General features: G+C 68.3%; 18 protein-coding genes. 12 read left to right on the top strand and 6 right to left on the bottom strand.

Features of this window, described 5'->3' with window-relative positions; translation table 11 throughout:
* Nucleotides 1-50: 50 nt before the first annotated feature.
* The gene (locus FHS74_RS26785) at nt 51-779 is read right to left on the bottom strand and encodes a 2OG-Fe(II) oxygenase (RefSeq protein WP_246463393.1); all 729 of its coding nucleotides are present in this window, start codon (nt 777-779) and stop codon (nt 51-53) included.
* Nucleotides 779-1522, bottom strand: coding sequence for a 2OG-Fe(II) oxygenase (locus FHS74_RS26780; RefSeq protein ID WP_184807325.1), 744 nt, complete (start codon nt 1520-1522; stop codon nt 779-781). Before FHS74_RS26780 ends, FHS74_RS26785 begins: the two co-directional genes overlap by 1 nt.
* A gap of 315 nt (nt 1523-1837) precedes the next feature.
* Between FHS74_RS26780 and FHS74_RS26775 the strand changes: the two genes are divergently transcribed.
* From FHS74_RS26775 to FHS74_RS26740, 8 genes are all read left to right on the top strand, one after another.
* A complete protein-coding gene (locus tag FHS74_RS26775) occupies nt 1838-2026 on the top strand; it encodes a hypothetical protein (protein ID WP_184807324.1) in 189 nt (62 codons plus the stop codon).
* Nucleotides 2026-3423 (top strand): efflux RND transporter periplasmic adaptor subunit, encoded by a 1398-nt coding sequence (locus tag FHS74_RS26770; RefSeq protein ID WP_184807323.1) that lies wholly within the window; start codon nt 2026-2028, stop codon nt 3421-3423. The genes FHS74_RS26775 and FHS74_RS26770 overlap by 1 nt, the downstream gene beginning before the upstream one ends.
* 52 nt (nt 3424-3475) lie before the next feature.
* Nucleotides 3476-4156, top strand: coding sequence for an ABC transporter ATP-binding protein (locus FHS74_RS26765; RefSeq protein WP_184807322.1), 681 nt, complete (start codon nt 3476-3478; stop codon nt 4154-4156).
* 81 nt (nt 4157-4237) lie between these two features.
* Entirely contained in the window at nt 4238-6694 is a 2457-nt protein-coding gene (locus FHS74_RS26760) for an ABC transporter permease (protein ID WP_184807321.1), read from the top strand.
* Nucleotides 6695-6707: 13 nt separating this feature from the next.
* Nucleotides 6708-9164, top strand: coding sequence for an ABC transporter permease (locus FHS74_RS26755; RefSeq protein ID WP_211106577.1), 2457 nt, complete (start codon nt 6708-6710; stop codon nt 9162-9164).
* 47 nt (nt 9165-9211) lie between these two features.
* On the top strand, nt 9212-11659 hold the full coding sequence (locus tag FHS74_RS26750) for an ABC transporter permease (protein WP_184807319.1): 2448 nt from the start codon (nt 9212-9214) through the stop codon (nt 11657-11659).
* Between the two features lie 43 nt (nt 11660-11702).
* Entirely contained in the window at nt 11703-14156 is a 2454-nt protein-coding gene (locus FHS74_RS26745) for an ABC transporter permease (RefSeq protein ID WP_184807318.1), read from the top strand.
* 92 nt (nt 14157-14248) lie between these two features.
* Complete coding sequence (locus tag FHS74_RS26740) at nt 14249-15229, top strand: threonine ammonia-lyase (RefSeq protein WP_211106576.1); 981 nt, start codon at nt 14249-14251, stop codon at nt 15227-15229.
* Between the two features lie 42 nt (nt 15230-15271).
* Here FHS74_RS26740 and FHS74_RS26735 read toward each other — a convergent pair whose 3' ends face one another.
* Nucleotides 15272-15904 (bottom strand): peroxiredoxin, encoded by a 633-nt coding sequence (locus FHS74_RS26735; RefSeq protein ID WP_184807317.1) that lies wholly within the window; start codon nt 15902-15904, stop codon nt 15272-15274.
* Between the two features lie 146 nt (nt 15905-16050).
* Between FHS74_RS26735 and FHS74_RS26730 the strand changes: the two genes are divergently transcribed.
* Nucleotides 16051-16266: a hypothetical protein gene (locus tag FHS74_RS26730; protein WP_184807316.1), complete on the top strand. Its 216-nt coding sequence runs from the start codon at nt 16051-16053 to the stop codon at nt 16264-16266.
* Here FHS74_RS26730 and FHS74_RS26725 read toward each other — a convergent pair.
* Nucleotides 16248-16562: a hypothetical protein gene (locus FHS74_RS26725; protein ID WP_184807315.1), complete on the bottom strand. Its 315-nt coding sequence runs from the start codon at nt 16560-16562 to the stop codon at nt 16248-16250. The two genes, FHS74_RS26730 and FHS74_RS26725, sit on opposite strands and share 19 nt — an antisense overlap.
* Nucleotides 16563-17343: 781 nt before the next feature.
* Here FHS74_RS26725 and FHS74_RS26720 point away from each other — a divergent pair.
* From FHS74_RS26720 to FHS74_RS26710, 3 genes are read left to right on the top strand one after another with little or no spacing between them, the layout of a single operon-like run.
* Nucleotides 17344-18372 (top strand): ABC transporter substrate-binding protein, encoded by a 1029-nt coding sequence (locus FHS74_RS26720; RefSeq protein WP_184807314.1) that lies wholly within the window; start codon nt 17344-17346, stop codon nt 18370-18372.
* 10 nt (nt 18373-18382) lie between these two features.
* The gene (locus tag FHS74_RS26715) at nt 18383-19222 is read left to right on the top strand and encodes an ABC transporter permease (protein WP_425491380.1); all 840 of its coding nucleotides are present in this window, start codon (nt 18383-18385) and stop codon (nt 19220-19222) included.
* 1 nt (nt 19223) lies between these two features.
* Nucleotides 19224-20012, top strand: coding sequence for an ABC transporter ATP-binding protein (locus tag FHS74_RS26710; protein ID WP_246463392.1), 789 nt, complete (start codon nt 19224-19226; stop codon nt 20010-20012).
* Nucleotides 20013-20030: 18 nt separating this feature from the next.
* On the opposite strand, the gene FHS74_RS26705 is transcribed toward FHS74_RS26710, so the two are convergent.
* Nucleotides 20031-21383, bottom strand: a complete 1353-nt coding sequence (locus FHS74_RS26705; protein WP_184807313.1) for an alpha/beta fold hydrolase — start codon at nt 21381-21383, stop codon at nt 20031-20033.
* A gap of 298 nt (nt 21384-21681) precedes the next feature.
* Nucleotides 21682-23469 carry an acyl-CoA dehydrogenase gene (locus tag FHS74_RS26700; protein ID WP_184807312.1) on the bottom strand — a complete coding sequence of 596 codons (1788 nt, stop codon included), beginning with the start codon at nt 23467-23469 and terminating at the stop codon, nt 21682-21684.
* Nucleotides 23470-23548 lie beyond the last annotated feature (79 nt).

The raw sequence follows: 23548 nt of genomic DNA, 5'->3' as shown, positions 1-23548 counted from the left end.
ATCTCCAATGGCGCCGCCGGCTAATTCGTACCCCTTTCGTCTGGACGCACTCAGCGCGTCTCGGCGTCACCTGGGGTCACCGGCTGGTCGGGGAAGGCCAGTTCGTGCCGCGCCCGCCATTCGGGCTTAACATAATTGACGATGATGGTGCGGCGGACGCCCCGGAAGGGCCGGCGGGCGAAGCCGTGCCAGGTGTCGGTGCCGGGAATGAAGATCAGGCCGGTATTGAAGCGGCCGGACGCGCGGCCGACATGGCCGCCCCCCGGGCCGTCCATGATATCGGTGCCGAGACTCTCCGCGTCCGGCCCCGTGGTCAGGTAGACCAGCATGGTGAACAGCTTGGCGCCGATGTCGGTGTGCGGTTCCAGCCAGAAACCCTCGCGGTCCAGGCAATATTCAATGCGCAGCGAGGACCCGGAGAGATCAACGCCGAACTGCCGCGACAGGGTCGACACCGTCTCTGGCGCCTGGAAGGCGGTGGCGACGGCGCCGCACACCGGATACATCGCCTGGTTGTCGGCGCCCAGGAAGGTGCGGGTTGAATTGTTGGTTTCCCGGCGTCCCAGGGTGTCGTCGATTGCCGGGGCCGCGAAGGGCAGGCCGGCCAGGGCCTCCGCCACCACCGCCGGGAAGACGCCGGTCAGGTACCAGTGGCGGTAGGGATGGTCGTCCCGCTCCGCCGCGTCCAGGCAGGCGCGCACATGGCCGCCGGTGCCGGCGTCAAAGGCTTGGGCATCGCGCAGGGGCGCGTGGGCTGGGGTGAAGGCGGTGGCGTTCATCACTTGCTCCCCTTGCCGGAGAAGGCGCCGCCCAATGTGAAGCGCTTCAGGCCGGCGGTCATGCTGTGGCGCAGGGTCTCCCGCCGCGCCGTGCCGGCGTCCACCATCCAGTTCAGCATGATGTAGCGACGTTCGCCATCATGGGGCTTGTGGCCGTGGAAGGAGTTGTCCGTGCGGCGGAACACCACCAGGGTGCCATCCACCGGCAGCACCTCGGCCAGCATGTCGTTCATGTCGTCGGCGCTGCGCAGCAGGCGCAGCCGGCCCCCCGTCGCCGTCCAGTCCTCATTCAGGTACAGCAGCGCCGTCAGCCGCTTGGTGACGCTGTCGGTATGGATGCGCCCGTCCTTGGGCACGCAACGGCTGCGCACCGTCACCATCAGGGCGTCGGGATCGAGTTCCAGGTTGAAGGTATCGGCGAAGGCCTGCGTCGTCTCCGGCGCCGTCAAGGCGGCCAGCAGCCGGGTGAAGCCGTCCAGGGCGCCTTGCTCCCGCTCCGCGCGGGCCAGATCCTCGCGGGACGGGGCCGGCACCAGGCCACCATGCGGGCTGTCGGGGAAGTCGCGGCGGGCGGCGGCGGCCACGGCCGGCGGGATGAAGCCGGTCATCACCAGATGGGGGAAGGGCTCTTGTGCCGGCGGGGTGGCGCGCAGTCCGGCCAGGTTCAGGACGCCATCCGTCCGGTTGGGGGCCACGGGGAATGGCGCGGTGGCGGACGGGGCGGAGGGGGAAAGGGCGGGCATGGAGGAAAACCTCGGAAGCAGCAATGCGCCTCTTTTCCTCCCCTGGCGGCCAAGGGGCGTTGATCCAGGTCAAGGCGATATCCCGCCGCACACATCGGCGCCGGAGTCCGGATTCGGCAGCGGGCAGGTGTCCGCATCCGGACACTGTTCGCAAACGGACGCACGGGAATCTCAAGCAAGTATTTGAAAAACAATAATATATGGTTCTGGCACACCCCTTGCCAATGGTACGTCGCGGCGTTCATTCGGGAAGACGCCGGCGGGGCCGCCCTTCCGGCGCCCCCCCGCGTGAGAAAAAGGGAAATGGGGTTCACGATGGTCCGGAATGACGTTCTGACAGGCATGCAAGACGACGGCGGCAGCCGCCCCCTGATCGGGCGTCCCCTGATAGGCCGTCCCTGGATCGAGCGGATCGAGGATGCGCTGGTCTCGGTCAATCCGGACCTGTGGCTGGTCGCCGCCGTGCTGGTGGTCGCCATCCGCTGCCTGGGAGGGCTGGCGTGATGGCCGCGCCGGGTTCCCCCAGCGTTGACGGTGCCGTCGCCCCGGGTGGCATGCACGTCGTCAAGACGCCGGTGTCCCCGGGTGCCGGCGGCCTGGGCACGGGCGCCATGGGGGCCGGTATGGACCGCCGGGTGGAGAAGCCCACGGGCTGGAGGGGCCTGGTGCACCGGGCGCGCACGGACAGGCGTGTGTGGGCGGCGGGCGTGGCCCTGGTCGCCGTTGCCGGCGCCGCCCTGGTCCTGACCCAGACGCAAGGGGGGCAGACGGTGCGGGTGGCGGAATCCCGCCTGACCGTGGCCAAGGTGGCCGAAGGGACGTTTGAGGATTTCATTCCCGTGCGCGGCGCGGTGGAACCGCTGAACAGCGTCTACCTCGACAGCATCGAGGGCGGCCGGGTGGAGAAGAAGCTGGTGGAGGTGGGCCAGAAGGTGACCGCCGGCCAGCCCTTGGTGGAACTGTCCAACACCCAGCTGCAATTGGACATCATCTCGCGCGAGGCGCAGGTGATGGAACAGATCAACCGCCTGCACGACACCGAATTGCAGCTGGAGACCAACCGCCTCAGCAACCAGCGCGAACTGGCGGAATGCGACTACAACGTGTCGTGGCTGTCGAAGGACCTGGAGCGCAAGACCGCGCTGATCAAGACCGGCGCGTCCTCGCAGCGCGACATCGACATCATCAAGGACCAGATCAAGTGGTATGAGCGGCGGCGGGAGCTGACGCTGGAGACCATGCGCACCACCGACCAGATGCGCGCCCGCCAGTACACCGAGTTGCAGGACTCCACCCGCAAGATGGAGGAGAACCTGAGCATGGCGCGCAAGAACCTGGACAGCCTGGTCGTCCGATCGCCGGTGGATGGACAGTTGACCACGCTGGACGTGGAGATCGGCCAGACCAAGCAGAAGGGCGAGCGACTGGGCCGCATCGACCGCAACGATGGCTTCAAGGTCCAGGCCCAGATGGACGAGTTCTATCTGCCGCGCCTGGAACTGGGCCAGACGGCGGATGCCGCCATCGGTTCGGGCGAGTACAAGCTGAAGGTCGCCAAGATCTACCCACAGGTCCATGATGGCCAGTTCCAGGTGGATCTGGAATTCCTGGGCGCCGCGCCGCAGGATATCCGCAGCGGCCAGACCCTGCAGATGCGGCTGAAGCTGGGGGCGGCGGCCACGGCGCTGCTGATCCCCAACGGCGGCTTCTATCAGGATACCGGCGGCGACTGGATCTTCGTGGTGCAGCCGGGCGGCACCTATGCCGAGAAGCGGCGCGTGCACCTGGGCCGGCGCAACGCCCAGATGATCGAGGTGCGCGACGGCCTGTCGGCGGGCGACCGGGTCATCGTCTCCTCCTACGGCGATCTCGCCCGCATGGACCGCATAGAATTGAACTGATCCGTTATCGAAATGATCATTGATTTGGCGTCATAAGACGGGGAATGACACGATGCTGAAGCTAGTCGACCTGACCAAGGTCTACCGCACGGAAGAGGTGGAGACCACGGCCCTGAACCAGGTGAACATCCACATCAAGCAGGGTGAGTTCGTGGCCATCATGGGGCCGTCGGGCTGCGGCAAGTCCTCGCTGCTCAACATCGTGGGCATGCTGGACAACCCCAGTAGCGGCCAATACTGGTTCGGGGACGAGGAGGTGGCGGGATATGGCGAGCGCCGCCTGGCCGACATCCGCAAGAAGAACATTGGTTTCATCTTCCAGAGCTTCAACCTGATCGACGAGCTGACGGTGTTCGAGAATGTGGAGCTGGCGCTGCTCTACCACGACATTCCCTCGCGGGAGCGAAAGGAACGGGTGAAGGAGGCGTTGGCCAAGGTCAATATCGCCCACCGCGAAAGCCACCTGCCGCAGCAGCTGTCCGGCGGCCAGCAGCAGCGCGTGGCCATCGCCCGCGCCGTCGTCTCCCGCCCGCGCATGCTGCTGGCGGACGAGCCCACCGGCAATTTGGATAGCGCCAACGGCGAGGAGGTCATGAATATGCTGACCGAGCTGAACGGCGAGGGCACGACCATCGTCATGGTCACCCACTCCATGCCCCACGCGCAGTATGCTCGGCGCATCATCAACCTGTTCGACGGCCAGGTGGTGGCGGAGAACCTGCGCGCCGCCTGACCGCAGGCACCTTTTCCGCCGTCGTTCGCCACCTGACGCCGCCCGCCGCCGCCCTTCGCCAGAAAGGGGGAATGCCGCCCCATGTTCGCCAACTACCTCACCGTGGCGCTGCGCACGCTGATCAAGCACAAGCTCTATTCCGCCATCACGGTGGTGGGTTTGGCGCTGGGCCTGGCGGCCGCCATCCTCATCGGCCTGTTCGTGCGCAACGAACTGACCTACGACCATAACTTCACCGATGCCGACCGTATCGCCCAAATCTTCGTGACGGCGTCCCTTCCCGGCCGGGCGCCGGAAGACAGCGTCAGCCTGCCCATGCCCGCGGGCCCCGCCCTGAAGCAGGCGTTCCCCGAGGTGGAGGAGATGGCGCGGCTGGCCAGCCAAACGTCCACCATCAAGCGGGACGACGCCCTGTTCACCGAGACGGTGGCCGTGGCCGACCCCACGCTGTTCCGTCTGTTCGACTGGACCTTCCTGCGCGGGGACCGGGCGACGGCCCTGGATGATCCGGCCTCGGTCGTGCTGACGCGGAAGGTGGCGACCAAGTATTTCGGCGACGCCGACCCCATCGGCAAGACCCTGCTGGTGGACGGGCGCTCCCTGAATGTGACCGGGGTCATGCCCGATCTGCCCGCCAACACCCAATTCGCCTTCGCCCTGCTGGTGCCCATGGACAGTCCGGCCAACCAACTGCCGTCCTGGCTGCGCGAGCATTGGGGCGGCCTGGTGACCCTGACTTTCGTCAAGCTGGCGCGGGGTGCGTCCCCCAGCGTTGTCGACGCCGGCATGCCGGCATTCGGCGCGGCCATCCCGCCGTTGAAGACCAGCACGGGTGAGATCCGCTTCGGTGACATTCTCCGCTTCTTCCCGGTGCCGCTGACGCAGAGCCATCTGCACCCCGCGCGTAATGGCCAGGTGGTAGGCATCAGCCCGCTGGAGATCACCATCTTCTCCGCCGTGGCGGTTTTGGTGCTGGCCATCGCCTGCATCAACTTCATGAACCTGGCGACCGCCCGGGCCAGCCTGCGGGCGCGTGAAGTGGCGCTGCGCAAGGTGGTGGGCGCCAGTCGGGGCCAGATCATGGGCCAGTTCCTGGGTGAATCCGTCCTGTTGACGGCGCTGGCCCTCATCTTGGCGGTGGCGGTGGTCGAGATCGCGCTGCCGTCGTTCGCCACCTTCCTGGGCAAGCCGTCGCTGGCCTTCGATTATCTGAGCGATGTTCGCGTTCTGGCGGCGCTGGGGGGCCTGGTGCTGATCGTGGGCGGCGTCGGCGGGCTGTATCCCGCCGTGTTCCTGTCGGCCTTCCAGCCGGGCCCCATACTCAAGGGCGGGCCCGCCGGCACCGGCGGCGGGCGGCTCCGTGTGGCCCTCGTGGTGATGCAGTTCGCCATTTCCATCGGCCTGATGGTCGCCACGGGCGTGGTCTATGGCCAGTTGTCCTACGCCCAGGGTCGGGCGCTGGGTTTCGACAAGGAAAACCTGGTGGTGGTCACCGACCTGTATGGCGCGGAGATGCGGCAGAAGGCGGAGACCATGCGTGACACGCTGCGCCAGGACCCGCGCATCGCCTCGGTGGCGATGGCCGAGTCCTATCCCGGCAGCGCCACCGAGAACAACACCGGCATACACCGCCCGGGCATGACCGATGACCAGGCGTTGGTCGTGCGCCAGGACGCGGTGGACGACAGCTACTTCGCCACCCTGGGCATACGGTTTCTGGCCGGCCGGCCTTTCGACCCGCAGCACCTGACCGATGCCGTTCCCGTCGAGGACCCGGCGGCCCCCGATCGGCCACGCCACGGTGCCATCATCCTGAACCAGTCGGCCGTCAAGCGCCTGGGCTTCGCTTCGCCGGAAGCGGCGCTGGGACAGCCGCTGGTCCTGCCGGTCAGGACGGGACCCGGCGTGCAGGTCACGGTGGTGGGCGTGGTCGAGGACTTTCACCAGGCCAGCGTCCACGCCGCCGTTTCCCCGGGGATATTCCTGCTGTCGCCCGACCGCTTCAGCCAACTGCTGATCAAGGTGAAGCCGGGCGACATGCCCGGCGCCCTGGACCTGATCGACCGCACCTGGCGCCAGATGGTACCGGATCAGCCCATTCCCCGCGTGTTCCTGGATGCCCAGCTGCAAGGCATCTATGAGCGCGAGACCAAGACCGGCCATCTGTTCGCGGCCTTCTCCGGCCTGGCCCTGGTCATCGCCAGCCTTGGATTGTTCGGCCTGGCCGCCTTCACCGCCGAGCGGCGGACCAAGGAGATCGGGCTGCGCAAGGTGCTGGGCGCCGGCGTGACGGACATCGTGCGCCTGCTGGTCTGGCAGTTCAGCAAGCCGGTACTGGTGGCCAACCTGATCGCCTGGCCCGTCGCCTGGTACGCCATGCGCCATTGGCTGGATGGCTTCGCCGACCGCATCGCCCTGAACCCGCTGCTGTTCCTGGCGGCCGGCTTCTCGGCGCTGCTGGTCGCCTGGGCGACGGTGGGCCTGCATGCCGCCCGGGTGGCGGCGACCAGGCCCATCGTGGCCCTGCGGTATGAGTAAGGAGTTCCATGCCATGAAGATGCTGGGCAGTTTCCTGACGGTGGCGGTGCGCATCCTGGTGCGGGATCGCCTGTACACCGTGCTGAACGTGGCGGGTCTGGCCTTCGGCATCGCCGCCGCCAGCATGCTGGGCCTCTACGTCTGGCACGAGACGCACTATGACGGCTTCTTCGCCAACGCCCAGCGCATCTACCGCGTGGACAAGACGGAGTATATGCCGGGCCGGGCGGCCATCACCTACGATTCCACGCCCAAACCACTGGGTCCGATGCTTTCGCAGGATTTCCCGGAGATCGAGGCGGTGGTGCGCGTCCATAGCGAGACGGTGGTGGTGGCGCGCGACGGCGCGCCCTTCCGCCAACGGATCCAGATGGTGGACCGGGACTATTTCCGCCTGTTCGACCAGCCCTTCATCGCGGGTGATCCCGCCACGGCGCTGGCCATGCCCAACACGGTGGTCCTGCCGGAAAGCCTGGCGCGCAAATATTTCAACAGCGTGGATGTGCTGGGCCGCACGCTGACCCTGACCAACGGCGTGCCCCTCACGGTCAGCGGCGTCGTCCGCGATCTGCCGTCCAACACCCACCTGCGGGCAGGCGTCCTGATCACCGCCATCACCACCCGCCTGGGCGACAGCTTCAATACCTGGTTCGACAGCACGGACTCGCGCTGGACCATGAATTTCATCAAGACCTACATCCTGGTGAAGCCGGGCACCGATCCCGCCGCCCTGACGGCCCGCTTCCGGGGCTTCCTGGCCGCCCATGTCCCCGATTACGTCCCGCCCGGATCGGGCAAGAGCAGCCTGGATCTGGTGCTGACGGCCCTGACACATGTCCACACCGACCCCACGGGCGCCACCGTCACGCTGCTCAGTGTCCTGCATGGCTTCATCGCCGTGGCGGCGGTGGTGATGGGCATCGCCATCATCAATTTCATCAACCTGTCCACCGCCCGCTCGTCGCTCAGGGTGCGCGAGGTGGCGGTGCGCAAGGCCCTGGGCGCGCCGCGGGGGATGCTGGTGACGCAGTTCCTGGTGGAATCCCTGTTGCTGACCTTCGGGGCGGCGGTGCTGGCCCTGGCGCTCATGGAAATCGCCATGCCGGCCTTCGTCTCCGCCCTGGGCGTGAAGTTCGACCGCGCCTACCTCACCAGCCCCTGGCTGCTGCTGGCGGAACTGGCGGGCGTGGTTGTGGTGGGCGGCCTGGCGGGGCTGTACCCGGCGCTGGTGCTGTCGCGGCCGGCGGCGTCCGTCCTGTTGAAGGGCGGACCGGCGGCGACCGGCGGTGCGGGGGTGCGCACTCTGTTGGTGGTGGCGCAGTTCACCGCCGCCATCCTGCTGGCCATCTCCACCATCGTCATCTTCCAGCAGACCCGGTACGCCAGCAGCCAGCAGTTGGGGTTCCAGGCCGACGGCGTGCTGCTGGTACGGGAGTTGAACCAGCCGGACGCGCGCCCCCATCTGGACAGTTTCCGCCAGGCCTTGTTGAAGGTCCCGGGTGTGACGGAGGCCGGGGCCGCCTTCCATGCCCCCAGCGACGGGTCCGACAACACCGATAACTACCACCTGCCCGGCACCGTGGATGACGGCACCATCGTCTTCCGCAGCGAGTATGTGGGCCATGACTATCTGCAGGCCATGGGCGTCCACCTGGTGGCCGGCCGGCTGTTCGACCGCGCCGCGACGGCGGACACGCTGCAGGGGCGGGATGCCCCCAACCGCCGGGAGTCCGATCCGCTGGGCCGCACCGCCATCCTGTCGTCGCGCGCCGTCAAGCGCCTGGGCTTCGCGTCCGCCGAGGCGGCGCTGGGCCAGCAGGTCATCTTCGACGTGGATTATCCCCTGACCGTCGTGGGCGTCATCGACGACATGCAGTTCAACGACGCGCGCACCGAACTGCAGCCCACCGTCTTCCTGCTGGCGCAGCGGGGCTTGGACGTCATGGCCGTGCGCCTGGGTCCCAATGCCGGCCCGGCGACCCTGGCCGCTATCGATACGCTCTGGAAAGAGACCTTCCCCACCATCCCGGTGAAGCGGGAGTTCCTGGATGAGCACATCCGTGACGCCTACACCAACGAACAGCGGCAGGGAACGTTGCTGGCGGGCTTCACCGGCCTCGCCATCCTGATCGCCTGCCTGGGATTGTTCGGTCTGGCCGCCTTCACCGCCCAGCGGCGGACCAAGGAGATCGGGTTGCGCAAGGTGCTGGGCGCCGGGGTGGCCGACATCGTGCGCCTGCTGGTCTGGCAGTTCAGCAAGCCGGTCATGGTGGCCAACCTCATCGCCTGGCCCCTGGCCTGGCTGGGCCTCAGCCATTGGCTGCGGGGCTACGCCTATCGCATCGCGCTGGACCCCCTGGTCTTCGCCCTTGCCGGCCTCGCCGCCTTGCTGATCGCCTGGGTGACGGTGGCGGGCCACGCCGCCCGGGTGGCCGCGGCCAAGCCCGTCAACGCGTTGCGCTACGAATAGGACCGGGAGCCGGCCGCTGAGGGCAGGACCATAAGAAGGGGGCGAGCATGCTGGGCAATTTCCTGAAAGTGGCTGTGCGGGTGCTGGTGCGCCAGCGGCTGTACACCGTCCTCAACATCCTGGGCCTGGCGCTGGGCATCGCCACGGCGGCCATGATCGGCCTCTTCGTCTGGCATGAGATGCACTATGACGGCTTCTTCACCCATGCCGATCGCATCTATCGCATGGTGCGCACCTACCAGACCCCCAGCGGCGCGCCGATGACCGTCGCGGCCCAGGCCAAGCCCCTGGGCTCGGCGCTGGCCCGCGATTTCCCGGAGATGGAGGCCGTGGTGCGGGTGGCCAGCCACGGCGTGGCGGTGCGCCGCGACGGGGCCGTGTTCGAGGCGCGGGTGACCGTGGCCGACCCGGACTACTTCCGCCTGTTCGACTGGCCCTTCCTGGCGGGTGACGCCGCCGCCGCCGTAGCGGCGCCGGGCACCGTGGTCCTGACGCAAACGTCGGCGCGCAAGTATTTCGGCACCGACGACGCGATGGGGCGCACGCTGACGCTGACCTCCGGCGCCACGCTGACGGTGACGGGGGTCATCCGTGACCTGCCATCCAACACCGTCTTCCATCTGGAGATGCTGACCAACATCGCCACCCGCTTCAACGACGGCTGGGACGCCATGTTCGCGACCGCCGATGGGGAGTGGAGCCACAGCTTCCTGCGCACCTATCTTCTGCTGAAGCCGGGGGTGGACCCGGCGGCGATGACCGCCCGGCTGCCGGACTTCCTGCAGACGCGCATGAAGGATTACCTGAACGAGACGACGGGCAAGCCCAACATCCGCCTGGCTTTGCAGCCCTTGACCCGCGTTCATGTGGATAACATCAGCGATGACGGCGTGCCCCTGCCGGTGCTGATGACCTTCGTCGGCATCGCCCTTCTGGTGCTGGGAATCGCCATGGTGAATTTCGTCAACCTGTCCACCGCCCGGTCGTCCTTGCGGGCGCGGGAGGTGGCCATCCGCAAGACCCTGGGCGGCCGGCGTGGCGCCTTGGTGGCGCAGTTCCTGGCGGAGTCGCTGTTGCTGTCGTTCATATCCGGGATTCTGGCCCTGGCGCTGGTGGAACTGGCCATGCCGCGTTTCATGGGTCTGCTGGGCCTGCACATGGACCAGCGCTTCCTGTCCAGCTGGTGGGTGGCGGCGGTCACCCTGCCGCTGGTGGTCCTGGTCGGCCTGCTGGGCGGTCTCTATCCGGCCCTGGTGCTGTCGCGGCCCCGGCCAGGCGACCTGCTGAAGGGCGGCAAGGCGGCGGCCGGCGGCGGGCGCCTGCGCGGCACCCTGGTGGTCATCCAGTTCGCCGCCGCCATCGTGCTGGTCATCTTCACCATCATCGTGGTGCAGCAGACCCGCTACGCCAGCACCCAGCGCCTGGGCTTCCTGCCGGAGAACGTGGTGTTGCTGCGCGGGTTGGACAGCCCGCAGGGTCATGCCCACCAGGACGCCCTGCGCCAGGCATTGCTGCGCGTCCCCGGGGTCATGCAGGCGGGCGCCACCATGGCGCCGCCGGCTGACGGATCGGATTGGTTCTCCACCTTCCACATGCCTGATGTTCCCAAGGACGGCTGGATGCGGTTGCGCGCCGAGGGCGTGGACATGGGCTATATGGAGACCCTGGGCATCCACCTGCTGGCCGGCCGCCTGTTCGACCCGGCCCATGCCGTGGACACCATGCTGGACAGGGGCGAACCGCCGGAGGATGACGACGCCCCCGTGGGGGGTACCATCATCCTGTCGTCCCTGACCGTATCCCGTCTGGGCCTGGGCACGCCCGAACAGGCAATAGGCAAGACCCTGGTGATGGGGGAACGCACCGGCATGACCATTGTCGGCGTGGTCGACGACGTGCAGTTCAGCACGGCGCGCGAGGTGCTGGAGCCCACGGTCTACGTCATCTATCCCCAGCATGTGGATGCCATGGCGGTACGGGTGGCGGCGGGAAGCGGCCCCGCCACCCTGGCCGCCATCGATGATGCCTGGCGGCGCCTGTATCCCGACCTGCCGGTGAAGCGGGAGTTCATGGACGATAACATCCGCAGCGCCTATGCCGGCGAACGTCAGCAATCGTTGCTGCTGGCGACGTTCGCCGGCCTCGCCATCCTGATCGCCTGCCTGGGCCTGTTCGGCCTGGCGGCCTTCACCGCCGAACGGCGCACCAAGGAGATCGGGCTGCGCAAGGTGCTGGGCGCCAGCGTGCCGGACATCGTCCGCCTGCTGGTCTGGCAGTTCAGCAAGCCGGTGCTGGTGGCCACCTTGGTTGCCTGGCCGGTTGCCTGGCTGGTCACCGGCCGCTGGCTGGGTGGCTTCGTCTATCGTGTCAGCCAGGACCCCTTGGTCTTCGCGGTGGCCGGGCTGGCCGCCCTACTGGTCGCCTGGGTGACGGTGGCGGGTCACGCCGCCCGGGTGGCGGCGGCCAAGCCGGTCAACGCGCTGCGGTATGAGTGACACCAACGGCGCTTGAGGAACTGGACATGAGAGGGGCTGTCCCATGCTGTTGAACTATCTGCGTGTGGCCCTGCGCGTGCTGGTGCGCCAGCGGCTCTACACCGTGCTGAACGGGGTGGGGCTGGCGCTGGGCATCGCCACGGCCGCCATGATGGGCCTGTTCGTCTGGCACGAGACGCACTTCGACGGTTTCCACGGCCAGGCCGGCCGCATCTTCCGCGTGTTGCAGGCGCGGTACCAGCCGGCCCACGCGCCCAGCCGCATGGTGGTGACATCCAAGCCCCTGGGACCCACCCTGGCGCAGGATCTGCCGGAGGTGGAGACCATGGTGCGGGTGGCGCGCCACTTCATCGTGCTGCGCCACCAGGGCACGCCGGTGGAGGATCGCATCGCCCTGGTGGACGCGCCCTTCTTCCGCCTGTTCGACTTTCCCTTCCTGGCGGGCGATCCGGCGACGGCGCTGAAAGACCCCGGCACGGTGGTGATGACGGAAAGCCAGGCGCGCCGCTATTTCGGGACGAGTGACGCGGTGGGCCGCACCCTCATGCTGACGTCCGGCACCGGGCTGACAGTCACGGGGGTGGTGCGCGACCTGCCGTCCAACACGCTGTTCAGCCGTGAACTGCCGCTCACCCTGTGGACCAACATCGCCACCAAGTTCCATGACGGCTGGGACCCAATGTTCGCCGACCAGGATGAAAAGTGGCGCAATGACTTCATCCACACCTTCGTGCTGCTGAAGCCGGGTGTGGACCCGGCAACCCTGGCGCCCCGCTTTCCGGCCCTGCTGGCGGCCCACCGCCAGCCCATGCGCGCTGCGACGCCGGACGTGGTGGAAACGCTGGAACTGCAGCCCCTCACGGCCATGCACATCGACCCCATCGAGGGCATCGGCACCTCCCCCGCCACGCTGGCGGCCTTCGTCGGCGTGGCGGCCCTGGTGCTGGGCATCGCCATGGTCAATTTCATCAACCTGTCCACCGCCCGCTCGTCCTTGCGGGCGCGGGAAGTCGCCATCCGCAAGACCCTGGGCAGCCGGCGCGGCCAGTTGGTCGGCCAGTTCCTGCTGGAATCGGCGCTGTTGGCGCTGGCGTCCGGTCTGCTGGGACTGGTACTGGTGGAATTGGCCATGCCCCGCTTCCTCGGCCTGTTGAACGTGCGGGTGGATGGCGGGTTCCTGTCCGGCGGCTGGCTGCTGGTCGCGGTGCTGCCGCCGGTGCTGGCGGTGGGGCTGCTGGGTGGCCTCTATCCGGCGCTGGTGCTGTCGCGGCCCCGGCCCACCAGCCTGTTGCGGGGACCGCAGGCGGCGGGGGGCGGGCGCCTGCGCGCGGCCCTGGTGATGCTGCAATTCACCGCCGCCATCGTGCTGGTGATCGCCACCATCGTGATGGGCCAACAGACGCGCTATGCCAGCACCCAGGATCTGGGATTCCGGCCGGAGGGGGCGGTGGTGCTGCGCGGGTTGGACCGGCCGGCGGGGCTGGCGGGGGTGCAGGCCCTGCGCGACGCGCTGTCGCGCATTCCGGGTGTCGTGTCCGTGGGGGCCGCCGCCAACGTGCCCAGCGACCGCAGCGTGTGGACCAACAATTACCGCCTGCCCGGGGAGGCGGACTCGGAGCCAGATCTGCTGTTTCGCACCGAGCCGGTGGATGTGGGTTATCTGGACGCGCTGGGCGTTCCCCGCCTGGCCGGCCGCCTGTTCGACCCCGATCACCCCGCCGACATCACCAGCCGGGCGGGCCTGCGCGCCGGCGACGGCAATCGCGTCGCGGTTCCCATCGTGCTGTCCGCCGCGGCGGTGAAGCGTCTGGGCCTGGGGACGGCGGACCAGGCCGTGGGGCGCACGGTGCTGTATGGCGGCGACGAACCGCTGACTGTCATCGGCGTGGTGGATGACGTGCAGTTCGACAGCGCCCGCTCCAGCTTCGAGCCCACGATCTACATGGCCATGCGTGATGAGCTGTCGATCATGCTGGTGCGCCTGGCGCCCAACGCCGACGCCGCCACCCTGGCCGCCATCGACGACACCTGGCGCCGGCTGCTCCCCGACCTGCCGCTGAAGCGGGAGTTCCTGGACGACCACATACGCCAAGTCTATGAGGAGGAGGCGCGCCAGAGTGACCTGCTGGCCCTGTTCTCCGGCCTGGCCATCCTGATCGCCTGCCTGGGCCTGTTCGGCCTGGCGGCGTTCACCGCCGAACGGCGGACCAAGGAGATCGGCCTGCGCAAGGTGCTGGGCGCCACCGTCGCCGACATCGTCCGCCTGTTGGTCTGGCAGTTCAGCAAGCCGGTGCTGATGGCCAATCTGGTCGCCTGGCCCCTGGCCTGGGTGGTGATGGGCCGCTGGCTGGGTGGCTTCGCCTACCGCGTCCAGCTGGATCCTCTGATCTTCGCCTTGGCCGGCCTGTCCGCCCTGCTGATCGCCTGGGCCACCGTGGCCGGCCACGCCGCCCGGGTGGCGGCGGCCAAGCCGGTGACGGCGCTGCGGTATGAGTAGCGTATGGGCGCCATGCCGGGGCATGCGCTTGCGCCGCGATGCCGGGTAGTGCCAGCCTGCACCCATCACATTCCAGCGGAAGGGAACGGGCCATGGCGATGGCGGTGACGGGCACGGATGTCGAGGCGGCGGCGGACCTGCTGGCGGGCAAGGCGGTGATGACGCCGCTGATCACCAACGCGGCGTTGGATACCCTGGTGGGGGGCCGGGTGTTGCTGAAGCCGGAGGTGCTGCAACGCACCGGTTCCTTCAAGTTCCGCGGCGCCTACAACCGCCTGGGCCGCCTGACGGCCGAGGAGCGGGCGCGGGGTGTCGTCGCCTGGTCGTCCGGCAACCATGCCCAGGGCGTGGCGGAGGCCGCCCGCCTGGTGGGGACCAAGGCCACCATCGTCATGCCGGCCGACGCCCCCGCCATCAAGGTGGCGGGCACGCGGGCCCTGGGCGCGGAGATCGTCTTCTACGACCGCTTCACTGAGGACCGCGAGGCCATTGGGCGGGAGCTGTGCGCCCGCACCGGCGCCGTGCTGGTGCCCTCCTACGATGACGTGCACATCATCGCGGGGCAGGGCACCGTGGGGCTGGAGATCGGCCGCCAGGCGGCGGCCCTGGGCCTGACGGTGGATGCCTGCCTGGTCAATTGCAGCGGCGGGGGCCTGGCCACCGGCACGGCGCTGGGCCTGAAGCGGACCTTTCCCGAGGCCAGCGTGCATACCACCGAGCCCGAAGGTTTTGATGACATGGCGCGGTCGCTGGTGGCCGGCGAACGGTTGTCCAACGCGGCGGGCGCCAAGTCATCCTGCGATGCCCTGCTGTCGCCCAATCCGGGCACCATCACCTTCCCCCTGGCGCAGGCGCTGCTGGGCCCCGGCCTGGTGGTGAATGAGGCCGAGGTGCGCGCCGCCATGCGCTTCGCGGCCAGCAACCTCAAGCTGGTGGTGGAGCCGGGCGGGGCGGCGGCGCTGGCGGCGCTGTTGGCCGGCAAGGTGGAAACCGCCGGCCGCACCATCGCCGTGGTGCTGTCGGGTGGCAACGTCGATCCGGCGTTCTATGCCCAGGTGCTGGCCGAGGCTTGAGCGGAAGGGGGGGCCGGTCGCCCGGCCCCCGCCCCCGGCCCGTCACTTGGGTTGCGGCACGATGCGCAGATAGGGCTTGGGCGCTGTCCAGCCATCCGGGAACTTGGCCTTGGCCGCCTCGTCCGATACCGACAGGGCGATGATGACATCATCGCCCGTCGTCCAGTCGGCCGGTGTGGCGACGCTGTGCCGGTCGGTCAGTTGCAGGCTGTCGATCACCCGCAGCACCTCGGTGAAGTTGCGGCCCGTGGTCTGTGGATAGGTCAGCAGCAGGCGGACCTTCTTCTTGGGGTCGATGACGAAGACGGTGCGCACGGTGTGCGTCTCGTCATGGTTGGGGTGGATCATGTCGTACAGCCTGGCCACCGTCCGGTCGGGGTCGGCGATCAGGGGGAAGTTCAGGGCGGTGCCCTGGGTCTCCTCGATGTCGCGGCCCCACTCACGGTGACTGCCTACCGGGTCCACCGACAGGCCGATGGGCTTCACGCCGCGCTTGTCCCATTCCGGCTTCAGCCGGGCGACGGCGCCCAGCTCGGTGGTGCACACCGGCGTGAAGTCGCGGGGGTGGGAGAACAGGACGGCCCAGCCGTCGCCGATCCACTCATGGAAATGGATGGGGCCTTCCGAGGTCTCAGCCTGGAAATCGGGGGCGATGTCGCCCAGACGCAAGGTCATGACGTTCCTCCTGAGGATGTGGTCGCGGGATGGGGTGGTGTGCGCCGGCGGGGGTTGGTGCCGCTGGCGATTATGCGCTATCGGAAAGGGATCGGCGCACGCCCCGTCGGGCATCAGGCGCCGGGACAGGTTGAAGGGGGTGGCCCATGGAACTCGAGGATCGGTTGGCGGTGAAGCTGCTGGCCCAGGCCCAGGCCCTGCTGGGCAAGGCCGTGAACGAGACGCTGTGCACCCACCCCGACCGGCGCCTGGTCCGCGCCCTGGTGACCGAGGCCCAGGCGATGATCGCCGAATTCGGGGATACCTATTTCGAGGACCGCGCCGGGAATGCCGACGGGAAGGATCAGGCCGCTTCGGGCTGACCCGCGCCTTGGTCCACGCTCGGGCTTTCCCAGCTGCGCCAGATCTGGCCGCGGCTGTCGCGGGTCCGGCGTTGGTCGGTGATGGCCGCTTCCAGGCTGCTCACCGCGCGTTCCAACGCCCGCACGCTGCGGAACCGCTGCCCATCCAATGCCTGGAATAGGGAGTGCGAGGCGTAGAACTGCACGTCCCGGCCGTCCTGCACGGCCAGTCCCGCCGTATGACGGGCGGTTTCGATGATGACAGCGGCGGGCGCGGGCGCCCGGGCATGTTCCTGATGGGAAATTTGCTGGCTCATGATGTGACCCCTCTACACCCCCGCCGTTACGGGGGTGTGAACGCAACACGATGGTTTTATGGCTTGGGCCCAAGCGGCCCGAAGCGATGCGGCGGATGACGGCGGGACGCGTCAGGCGCGTCCGGCGGAGCGTCAACAGCGGCAGCCCATGCGCATGAGGGGACAGCCGCCGCGCGAGATGGTGCGCTGGCGGGGAAGAGCGGACTGGTTCGGGGAAGTGCTGGTCATTGCCTGGTCCTTCACGTTCCGGAGAACCACGAAGGGGCTTCGTGGCGCTTTAGCGGTTGGTGACGCGGCGCAAGCTGCTCCGTCAAATGGCCGCGGGCCGGGTGGCCGGGCCCCCTGCCTGGTCGGGGAACGAACGGGCGGTTGTTCCGTTGAGGCAAGGGGCCCGGCGCTGGCCAGAAGGAGCTGGGGGCCCCTTCCTTGACGCCGAGGCTGTCATTTACGGGAAAGACTGTCAATATCAGGAATAATGACTAATATTTAATGTTGAATTGAGGAACCCGCCATTGTCGGCGGATTTCCTGAATTTTCCCGTCCATGGCATGGGGTGGGGGAGGGCGGGAGCGTGGCTTCTTTTTCGGCCCTGACGGTTGGCATTCCTCTTCTCCCGTTCGGTGGTGCGGCAATTCAACATATTGCGCTGTTGAATTTTCGCGGATCCTCCGCGCAGGCGTGGGCATTGACAGTTGCCCGCTCTCGTTGATCCTATGCGGGCCGGCTTAATCCCCACAAATAAACGTCCCGTGCCGGCCACACTTTCCAAGGGAGCTGCCCCATGCGTCGTGCCTATTCCTCCCTGCTGACGGCCTTGCCGCTGATCGGCGCCCTGCTGGCGGTCTCGGCCCCCCAGGGCGCCCAGGCGGCCGACCCGGTGGTCCACATCGGCTACATCCCCGTGCTGGGGGCGGCCCCCGCCTACATCATCAGCCAGGAAGGTTGGGACAAGCAGGCGGGCTTCGAGCTGAAGCTGACGCAGTTCGACAGCGGCCCCAACATGATCCTGGGCCTCGCGTCCGGCACGCTGGAGGCCTACATGGGCGGCATCGGCCCGCTGATGGTCGCGGGCTCCCAGGGCATCACGGTCAAGGTCGTGGCTTCCACCGCGGTGGAGGAACTGGTGGTGGCCGGCGGTCCGGATCTGGCGGCCGAGGCGGCCAAGGGCGGCAGCAAGGCGGAGGCGATCGCCCGCCTGGCGGCCAAGCTGGGCCGGCCGGTGAAGATCGCGACGCAGCCCGTGGGCTCCATCCCCGACACGGTGCTGAAGTACTGGCTGCAGGAGGATGAGCACGTTGACCCTGCGACGGTGCAGATCGTCGCCATGGGCATCGACGCCACCCAGCAGGCGCTGCTGGCGGGCGCGGTGGATGCCGCCACCGTGCGCGAGCCGGCCCTGACCATCATCCAGGACCGTCTGCCCACGGTGAAGGTGCTGGCCTACGGCAAGGACATGATCAAGGATCAGCCGGGCACCGTGCTGGGCGTTACCGGCGCCCTGGCCAAGGACCATCCCGAGCTGGTGCAGAAGCTGGTGGAACTGGTCGACAAGGCCGTCACCCTGATCCATCAGGATCCCGCCCGCGCCGCCGCTGATGTGGAAAAGGTGCTGGGTCGTGGCATCGTCGATGTGAAGACCATGCAGCGCGCCCTGACCTCCCCCGCCTCGCAGTTCGTGGTCGATCCCCGCCGCATCGTGGAAAAGACCAAGGTGCTGCAGGACTTCCAGCTGAAGACCGGCGTCTTGAAGAAGGCGGAGCCGCTGGATACCCTGTTCGACGCCAGCTACTACGAAAAACTTCATAAGTGAGCGACGTCGTTTGACTTCTTCCCCGCCGCTTGAGCAGCCCGGCGCCGGTCTTCCGGCGCCGGGCAAACGCATACCCCCGTCCGTTTTCCTGGCCCGGCCGGCCAAGCGGCATCGCGGCCTGTGGGCGGCGCTGGGCGTCATCGCCTTCCTGGCGATGTGGGAGGCGGTGCCCCGCCTGGGCCTGGTGCGCCCCGTCCTGCTGCCGCCGCCCAGCGCCATTCCCCAGGCGTTCATCGCCGAGGTGCGCAGCGGCCAGTGGACGGACGCCATAGTGCACAGCCTGGTGCACTATGCCTGGGGCCTGGTCATCGGCTCGGTCGGCGGCATCGCCGCCGGCGTCGTCACCGGCATGTCCCGCCGGCTGGAGGATCTCACCAGCTGGGTGGTGCGCCTGCTGCGGCCCATCCCGGGCCTGGCGTGGGTGCCCTTCGCCATCATCTGGTTCGGGGTGACGCCCCTGGCCGCCACCTTCATCATCGTGCTGGGCGTCTTCTGGATCAATTACTTCGCCGCCTTGGGCGCCGTGCAGGCGGTGGACCGTGACCTGTTGGAACTGGCCGATGCCTTCGGCCACCGCTCCACCATCGCCAAGCTGTTCAAGATCGTGCTGCCGGCGGCGTCGGGCACCATCCTGGCGGGCCTGCGCACCGGCCTGGGCCAGGCGTGGATGTCGGTGGTGGCGGCGGAGTTGTTCGGCGTGCCTGGCCTGGGCCAGCGCATGATGCAGGCCAGTTCCCTGCTGGCGACCGATATCGTCATCGTCTACATGGCCACCATGGCCCTGTTCTACGGCTTGGTCGACATGGGCTTCGTGGCGTTGCGCGACCGCCTCCTGCGGTGGAAGCCCTGACATGGCCGATGATATGACCCCCATGATCGAAATCCGGGACCTCAGCCTGGCCTTCCCCAACCCCACGGCCGCCGAGGGCCGCACGGTGGTGCTGCGTGACTTCAACCTGTCGGTGGCGGCGGGAGAATTCATCGCCATCGTCGGCGCATCCGGCGTGGGCAAGTCCACCCTGCTGCGCGTGGTGGCGGACCTGGTGCCGCCCAACAGCGGCACCATCACCCATGCGCCGGACGGGGATACCAGGGGCCGCCGTCCCTATGCCCTGGTGTTCCAGGACGCCCGCCTGCTGCCTTGGCGCACCGTGCGTTCCAACGTCGCCTTCGGGCTGGAGGGGCTGGGCCTCAGCCGGGCGGAGCGGCGACGGCGGGCGGAGGAGGCCTTGGCCCTGGTGGGCCTGGCCGACAAGGCCGGCCGCTGGCCACACCAGCTGTCGGGCGGCCAGCGCCAGCGCGTGGCCATCGCCCGCGCCCTGGCGGTCGATCCCGACCTACTGATGATGGATGAACCCTTCGGCGCGCTGGACGCGATCACCCGCCAGGCGTTGCAGGATGAGTTGCTGGACCTGTGGCGGCGCACGTCCAAGACCATCCTGTTCGTGACGCATGATATCGACGAGGCCGTCTATCTGGCGGACCGCGTCATCCTGCTGGCGGGCACCCCCGCCACCGTGCGCTCCGAAGACCGCATCACCGCCGCCCGGCCCCGGGGCCGGGACGACAGCGCCGCCCGGGCGCTGGCCACGCGCATCCGCGACCGGCTGTCGGACCTGATGGACGGCGGCGGCATCTGACCTGGAATGATTTTCCTGTCAGTGCCGGGACGGATCGTCGGTGGTGCTGATGTATTGGGTGTCGCTTGGCCCCTGGCCGGTGATGTAGACGACGGCCGGCGCGTCGCCTGTGTAGGCGAAGTGCGCCATGCCCGCAGGTTCGGTGTAGAAGCCACCCGGACCCAGCGTCTCGGTCGCCGCGTCGCTGGCGGCGGGGCCATAGCCGAAATGCCACTCGCCGGAGACGACGATGGCGTTGCGGTTGTCGCGGTGCGTGTGCGCGGCGATGCGTGTGTGGGCGGGCACGCGGATCTCGAACGCGTAGGGCCCCGCCGCATTGGGGTCGCCGGATAGCACGGTCGTTTGCACGCCGGTCAGTTCCGATGTGCCGGCGGCCCCGTTGGCACGGCCCAGCGCGTCGACCTGGGCGGCGCTGAGGCGTGTTGGCGGCAAGGTCGGGACCGACCCGGTGCCCAGGAAGGCGCGGATCGCCGCGATGGTGGGCCCGGGCTGTTCTTCCATCAGCCAGTGGCCGGAATTGGCGATCACGACCTGATGCACGTCGTCGGCGGCGAAGCGCAGGATGTGGGCCATGGCGGCCCCCAGCGAATGGTCGCCGCCGATGGCCAGCACTGGCATTAGCAGGCGTCCGCGCGCCACGGAGGCGCGGTTGTCGATCACATCCTGATCGAACGCCGCGAATTGCAGGAAGCCCGCGTGCATCCGGCCGGGTGCGGCGTAGAGCGTGGCGTAGTGGCGGCGCGCCGCTTCCGGAAAATGCGAGGGATCGGCGGAGAAGTCGTTCCAGAACCGGTCGAGATAGATGCGCTCCCGCCCCGCGACCAGGCGCTCCATATCCGGGCCACCGAAGCGGAAATGCCAGAGCAGCGGGCTTTTCAGGATATCATCCCAGGGCCCGACGCCCGGCACGGGCGCATCCATCATCACCAGGCGGGTCGTGCGGTCGGGGTGCGCTTCGGCGAACGCGAAGGCGACCATGTTGCCGATGTCGTGGCCAATCACATCCGCCTGGCGCACATGCAGCGCGTCCAAGACACCGGCGATGTCCTCGGCCTGATTCTTCTTGGTGTAGCCGTCCGTCGCGACGGCGGACAGGCCCATGCCCCGCAGGTCAGGCGCTATCACCATATGGTCGCGCATCAGCTCCGCCGCCAACGGCGCCCACATGTCGCCGGTGTCCGCGAACCCGTGCACCAGCACCACCGCCGGGCCGTCGCCACCGACACGCACATGAATGGTCGTGCCGTTGGCCGTTATATTCTGGGTATGGAAGGCGCTGGGAAAGGGCGTGAGATCCGCCGGCGCGGCACCGCCTTGGGCAACATCGCCCAGGGCCACGAAAGCGACCACCGCCAGCCATGCTTGTTTCATGGGATCCTCCTTTGCCCGGTTGGAGGATAATTTGCGCCGAAAGCCGCCTCGCCTTCTTGCTCAATGAAGGCGTTCCTTGTCGATAAGATCCCTTATCGACGGGACATGAGGGCATTCCCGCCGACGGCGGCGCTGATGACCATGCGGGTGAGGGGCGGACTGTCCACAGCCGGAACCACAGCCCGCCCCAACGTCTCTATAGCCGGCTGGGTTTAATCGGAACCTCAGCCGGCTATAGATGAGTCTGTCCGCGAGCAGCTTCACACCCAAAGGCGATTCCGCCTTTGGGCGATCTGCTCTAGAACTGATCTTCCGACAGGGCCATCAGCGTGCGGTGGCCGGTCCGGATGACGTCGACCAGGCCCAGGGACGGACCCACCACCTGTTCCACGAAAAAGCGGGCGGTGATCAGCTTGCTTTCATGGAAGGACGTGTCCTGGCCCTGGGCCAGCGCCTGGTTGGCGGCGATGGCGCCGCGGGCCAGCAGGAAGGCGCCGGTGACGTTGCCGAACAGGGTGAGGTAGGGCACGGCCCCTGCCGCCGCCGCGCGGGCATCGGCCTTCACAGTGCCCACCAGGAAGGCGGTCGCGTCCTCCAAACCAGCGATGCCCCGGGCCAGGCCCTGGGCGACGGCGGCCAGGTCGTCGCCGGGCTGGGCGGATGCCGCCTCCGCCGTCTCCTTCATCAGGGCGAACAGGGTGCGGGCCGCGGCCCCGCCGTCGCGGCCCAGCTTGCGGAACACCAGGTCGTTGGCCTGGATGCCGTTGGTGCCCTCATAGATGGGGGCGATGCGGGCGTCGCGGTAATATTGGGCGGCGCCCGTCTCCTCGATGAAGCCCATGCCGCCGTGCACCTGCACCCCCAGGCTGGCCACCTCCACGCCGATGTCGGTGCTCCAGGCCTTGGCCACCGGGGTCATCAGGTCGTTCAGCAAACCGGCTTGGCGCGCGGCGTCCGCGTCCGGGTGGTGGTGGTGACCATCCAGGGCCGACGCGGTGAAATAGACGATGGCGCGCGCCGCCTCCACCTTGGACCGCATGGTCAGCAGCATGCGGCGCACGTCGGGGTGGTGGATGATGGTCACCGGCTGCGGCCCGCCGGCCACATCGCGGCTCTGCACCCGCGTCTTGGCGTAGGCCAGCGCCTGCTGATAGGCGCGTTCCCCGATGGCAACGCCCTGCAGGCCCACGCCCAGGCGGGCGTTGTTCATCATGGTGAACATGTACTCGATGCCGCGGTTCTCCTCGCCCACCAGATAGCCGACGCACGCCCCGTTGTCGCCGTAGCTCATGACGGCGGTGGGGCTGGCGTGGATGCCCAGCTTGTGCTCCAGGCTGACGCAGCGGGCGTCGTTGCGCTCACCGGGGGTGCCGTCGGCGTTCAGCAGGAACTTGGGCACGATGAACAGCGAGATGCCCTTGGTGCCCGCCGGCGCGTCGGGGGTGCGGGCCAGCACCAGGTGGACGATGTTGTCCGTCCAATCATGGTCGCCATAGGTGATGAAGATCTTCTGCCCACTGATCCGGTAGGTGCCGTCGTCCTGGCGCACCGCCCGGGTGCGCACGGCGCCCACGTCTGAACCGGCCTGCGGCTCCGTCAGGTTCATGGTGCCGGCCCATTCGCCGGAGATCAGCTTTTCCAGGTACAGCGTCTTCTGCTCGTCGGAGCCATGGGCCGTCAACAGCTCCACCGCACCCTGGGTCAGCAGCGGCCCCAGGGCGAACGACATGTTGGCGCTGGTCCAGGTTTCCAGCAGCGCGATGAACAGGGTCCAGGGCAGGCCCTGGCCGCCGTGGTCCGGGTCGAAGGGCACGCTGTTCCAGCCGCCATCCACGAACTGCCGGTAGGCGTCCTTGAAGCCATCGGGCGTGCGCACGCCCGTCTCCGTCAGTTTCGACCCCTGGCGGTCGCCCACCACGTTCAGGGGCGCCAGCACGTTGTCGGCCAGCTTGGCCCCTTCCTCCAGCACGGCGTCCACCAGGTCGGGGGTCGCGGCTTCGAAGTCGGGGAAGGCGGCGACGCGGTCCAGGCCGACGACGGAATTCAGGACGAAACGGATTTCCTTCAGGGGCGCTTGATAGGTCATGGTCTCTTGGGTCCTCCCAGGGGGCCCACCGGCGGCGGCCCGGCGCGCCCGGATGGGGCGCGGGACCTGGCATGGCCGG

It is taken from the genome of Nitrospirillum iridis (assembly GCF_014205765.1).
GTDB classification, from domain to species: Bacteria; Pseudomonadota; Alphaproteobacteria; order Azospirillales; family Azospirillaceae; genus Nitrospirillum; species Nitrospirillum iridis.
The sequence above is the reverse complement of the archived record's forward strand: the minus strand, read 5'-3'. Positions and strand labels throughout refer to the sequence as shown.

Bases quoted from the DNA above. Each gene is read 5' to 3' on its own strand.
- FHS74_RS26785 (WP_246463393.1), bottom strand. From the start codon at position 779: ATGAACGCCACCGCCTTCACCCCAGCCCACGCGCCCCTGCGCGATGCC.
- FHS74_RS26780 (WP_184807325.1), bottom strand. From the start codon at position 1,522: ATGCCCGCCCTTTCCCCCTCCGCCCCGTCCGCCACCGCGCCATTCCCC.
- FHS74_RS26775 (WP_184807324.1), top strand. From the start codon at position 1,838: ATGGTCCGGAATGACGTTCTGACAGGCATGCAAGACGACGGCGGCAGC.
- FHS74_RS26770 (WP_184807323.1), top strand. From the start codon at position 2,026: ATGGCCGCGCCGGGTTCCCCCAGCGTTGACGGTGCCGTCGCCCCGGGT.
- FHS74_RS26765 (WP_184807322.1), top strand. From the start codon at position 3,476: ATGCTGAAGCTAGTCGACCTGACCAAGGTCTACCGCACGGAAGAGGTG.
- FHS74_RS26760 (WP_184807321.1), top strand. From the start codon at position 4,238: ATGTTCGCCAACTACCTCACCGTGGCGCTGCGCACGCTGATCAAGCAC.
- FHS74_RS26755 (WP_211106577.1), top strand. From the start codon at position 6,708: ATGAAGATGCTGGGCAGTTTCCTGACGGTGGCGGTGCGCATCCTGGTG.
- FHS74_RS26750 (WP_184807319.1), top strand. From the start codon at position 9,212: ATGCTGGGCAATTTCCTGAAAGTGGCTGTGCGGGTGCTGGTGCGCCAG.
- FHS74_RS26745 (WP_184807318.1), top strand. From the start codon at position 11,703: ATGCTGTTGAACTATCTGCGTGTGGCCCTGCGCGTGCTGGTGCGCCAG.
- FHS74_RS26740 (WP_211106576.1), top strand. From the start codon at position 14,249: ATGGCGATGGCGGTGACGGGCACGGATGTCGAGGCGGCGGCGGACCTG.
- FHS74_RS26735 (WP_184807317.1), bottom strand. From the start codon at position 15,904: ATGACCTTGCGTCTGGGCGACATCGCCCCCGATTTCCAGGCTGAGACC.
- FHS74_RS26730 (WP_184807316.1), top strand. From the start codon at position 16,051: ATGGAACTCGAGGATCGGTTGGCGGTGAAGCTGCTGGCCCAGGCCCAG.
- FHS74_RS26725 (WP_184807315.1), bottom strand. From the start codon at position 16,562: ATGAGCCAGCAAATTTCCCATCAGGAACATGCCCGGGCGCCCGCGCCC.
- FHS74_RS26720 (WP_184807314.1), top strand. From the start codon at position 17,344: ATGCGTCGTGCCTATTCCTCCCTGCTGACGGCCTTGCCGCTGATCGGC.
- FHS74_RS26710 (WP_246463392.1), top strand. From the start codon at position 19,224: ATGGCCGATGATATGACCCCCATGATCGAAATCCGGGACCTCAGCCTG.
- FHS74_RS26705 (WP_184807313.1), bottom strand. From the start codon at position 21,383: ATGAAACAAGCATGGCTGGCGGTGGTCGCTTTCGTGGCCCTGGGCGAT.
- FHS74_RS26700 (WP_184807312.1), bottom strand. From the start codon at position 23,469: ATGACCTATCAAGCGCCCCTGAAGGAAATCCGTTTCGTCCTGAATTCC.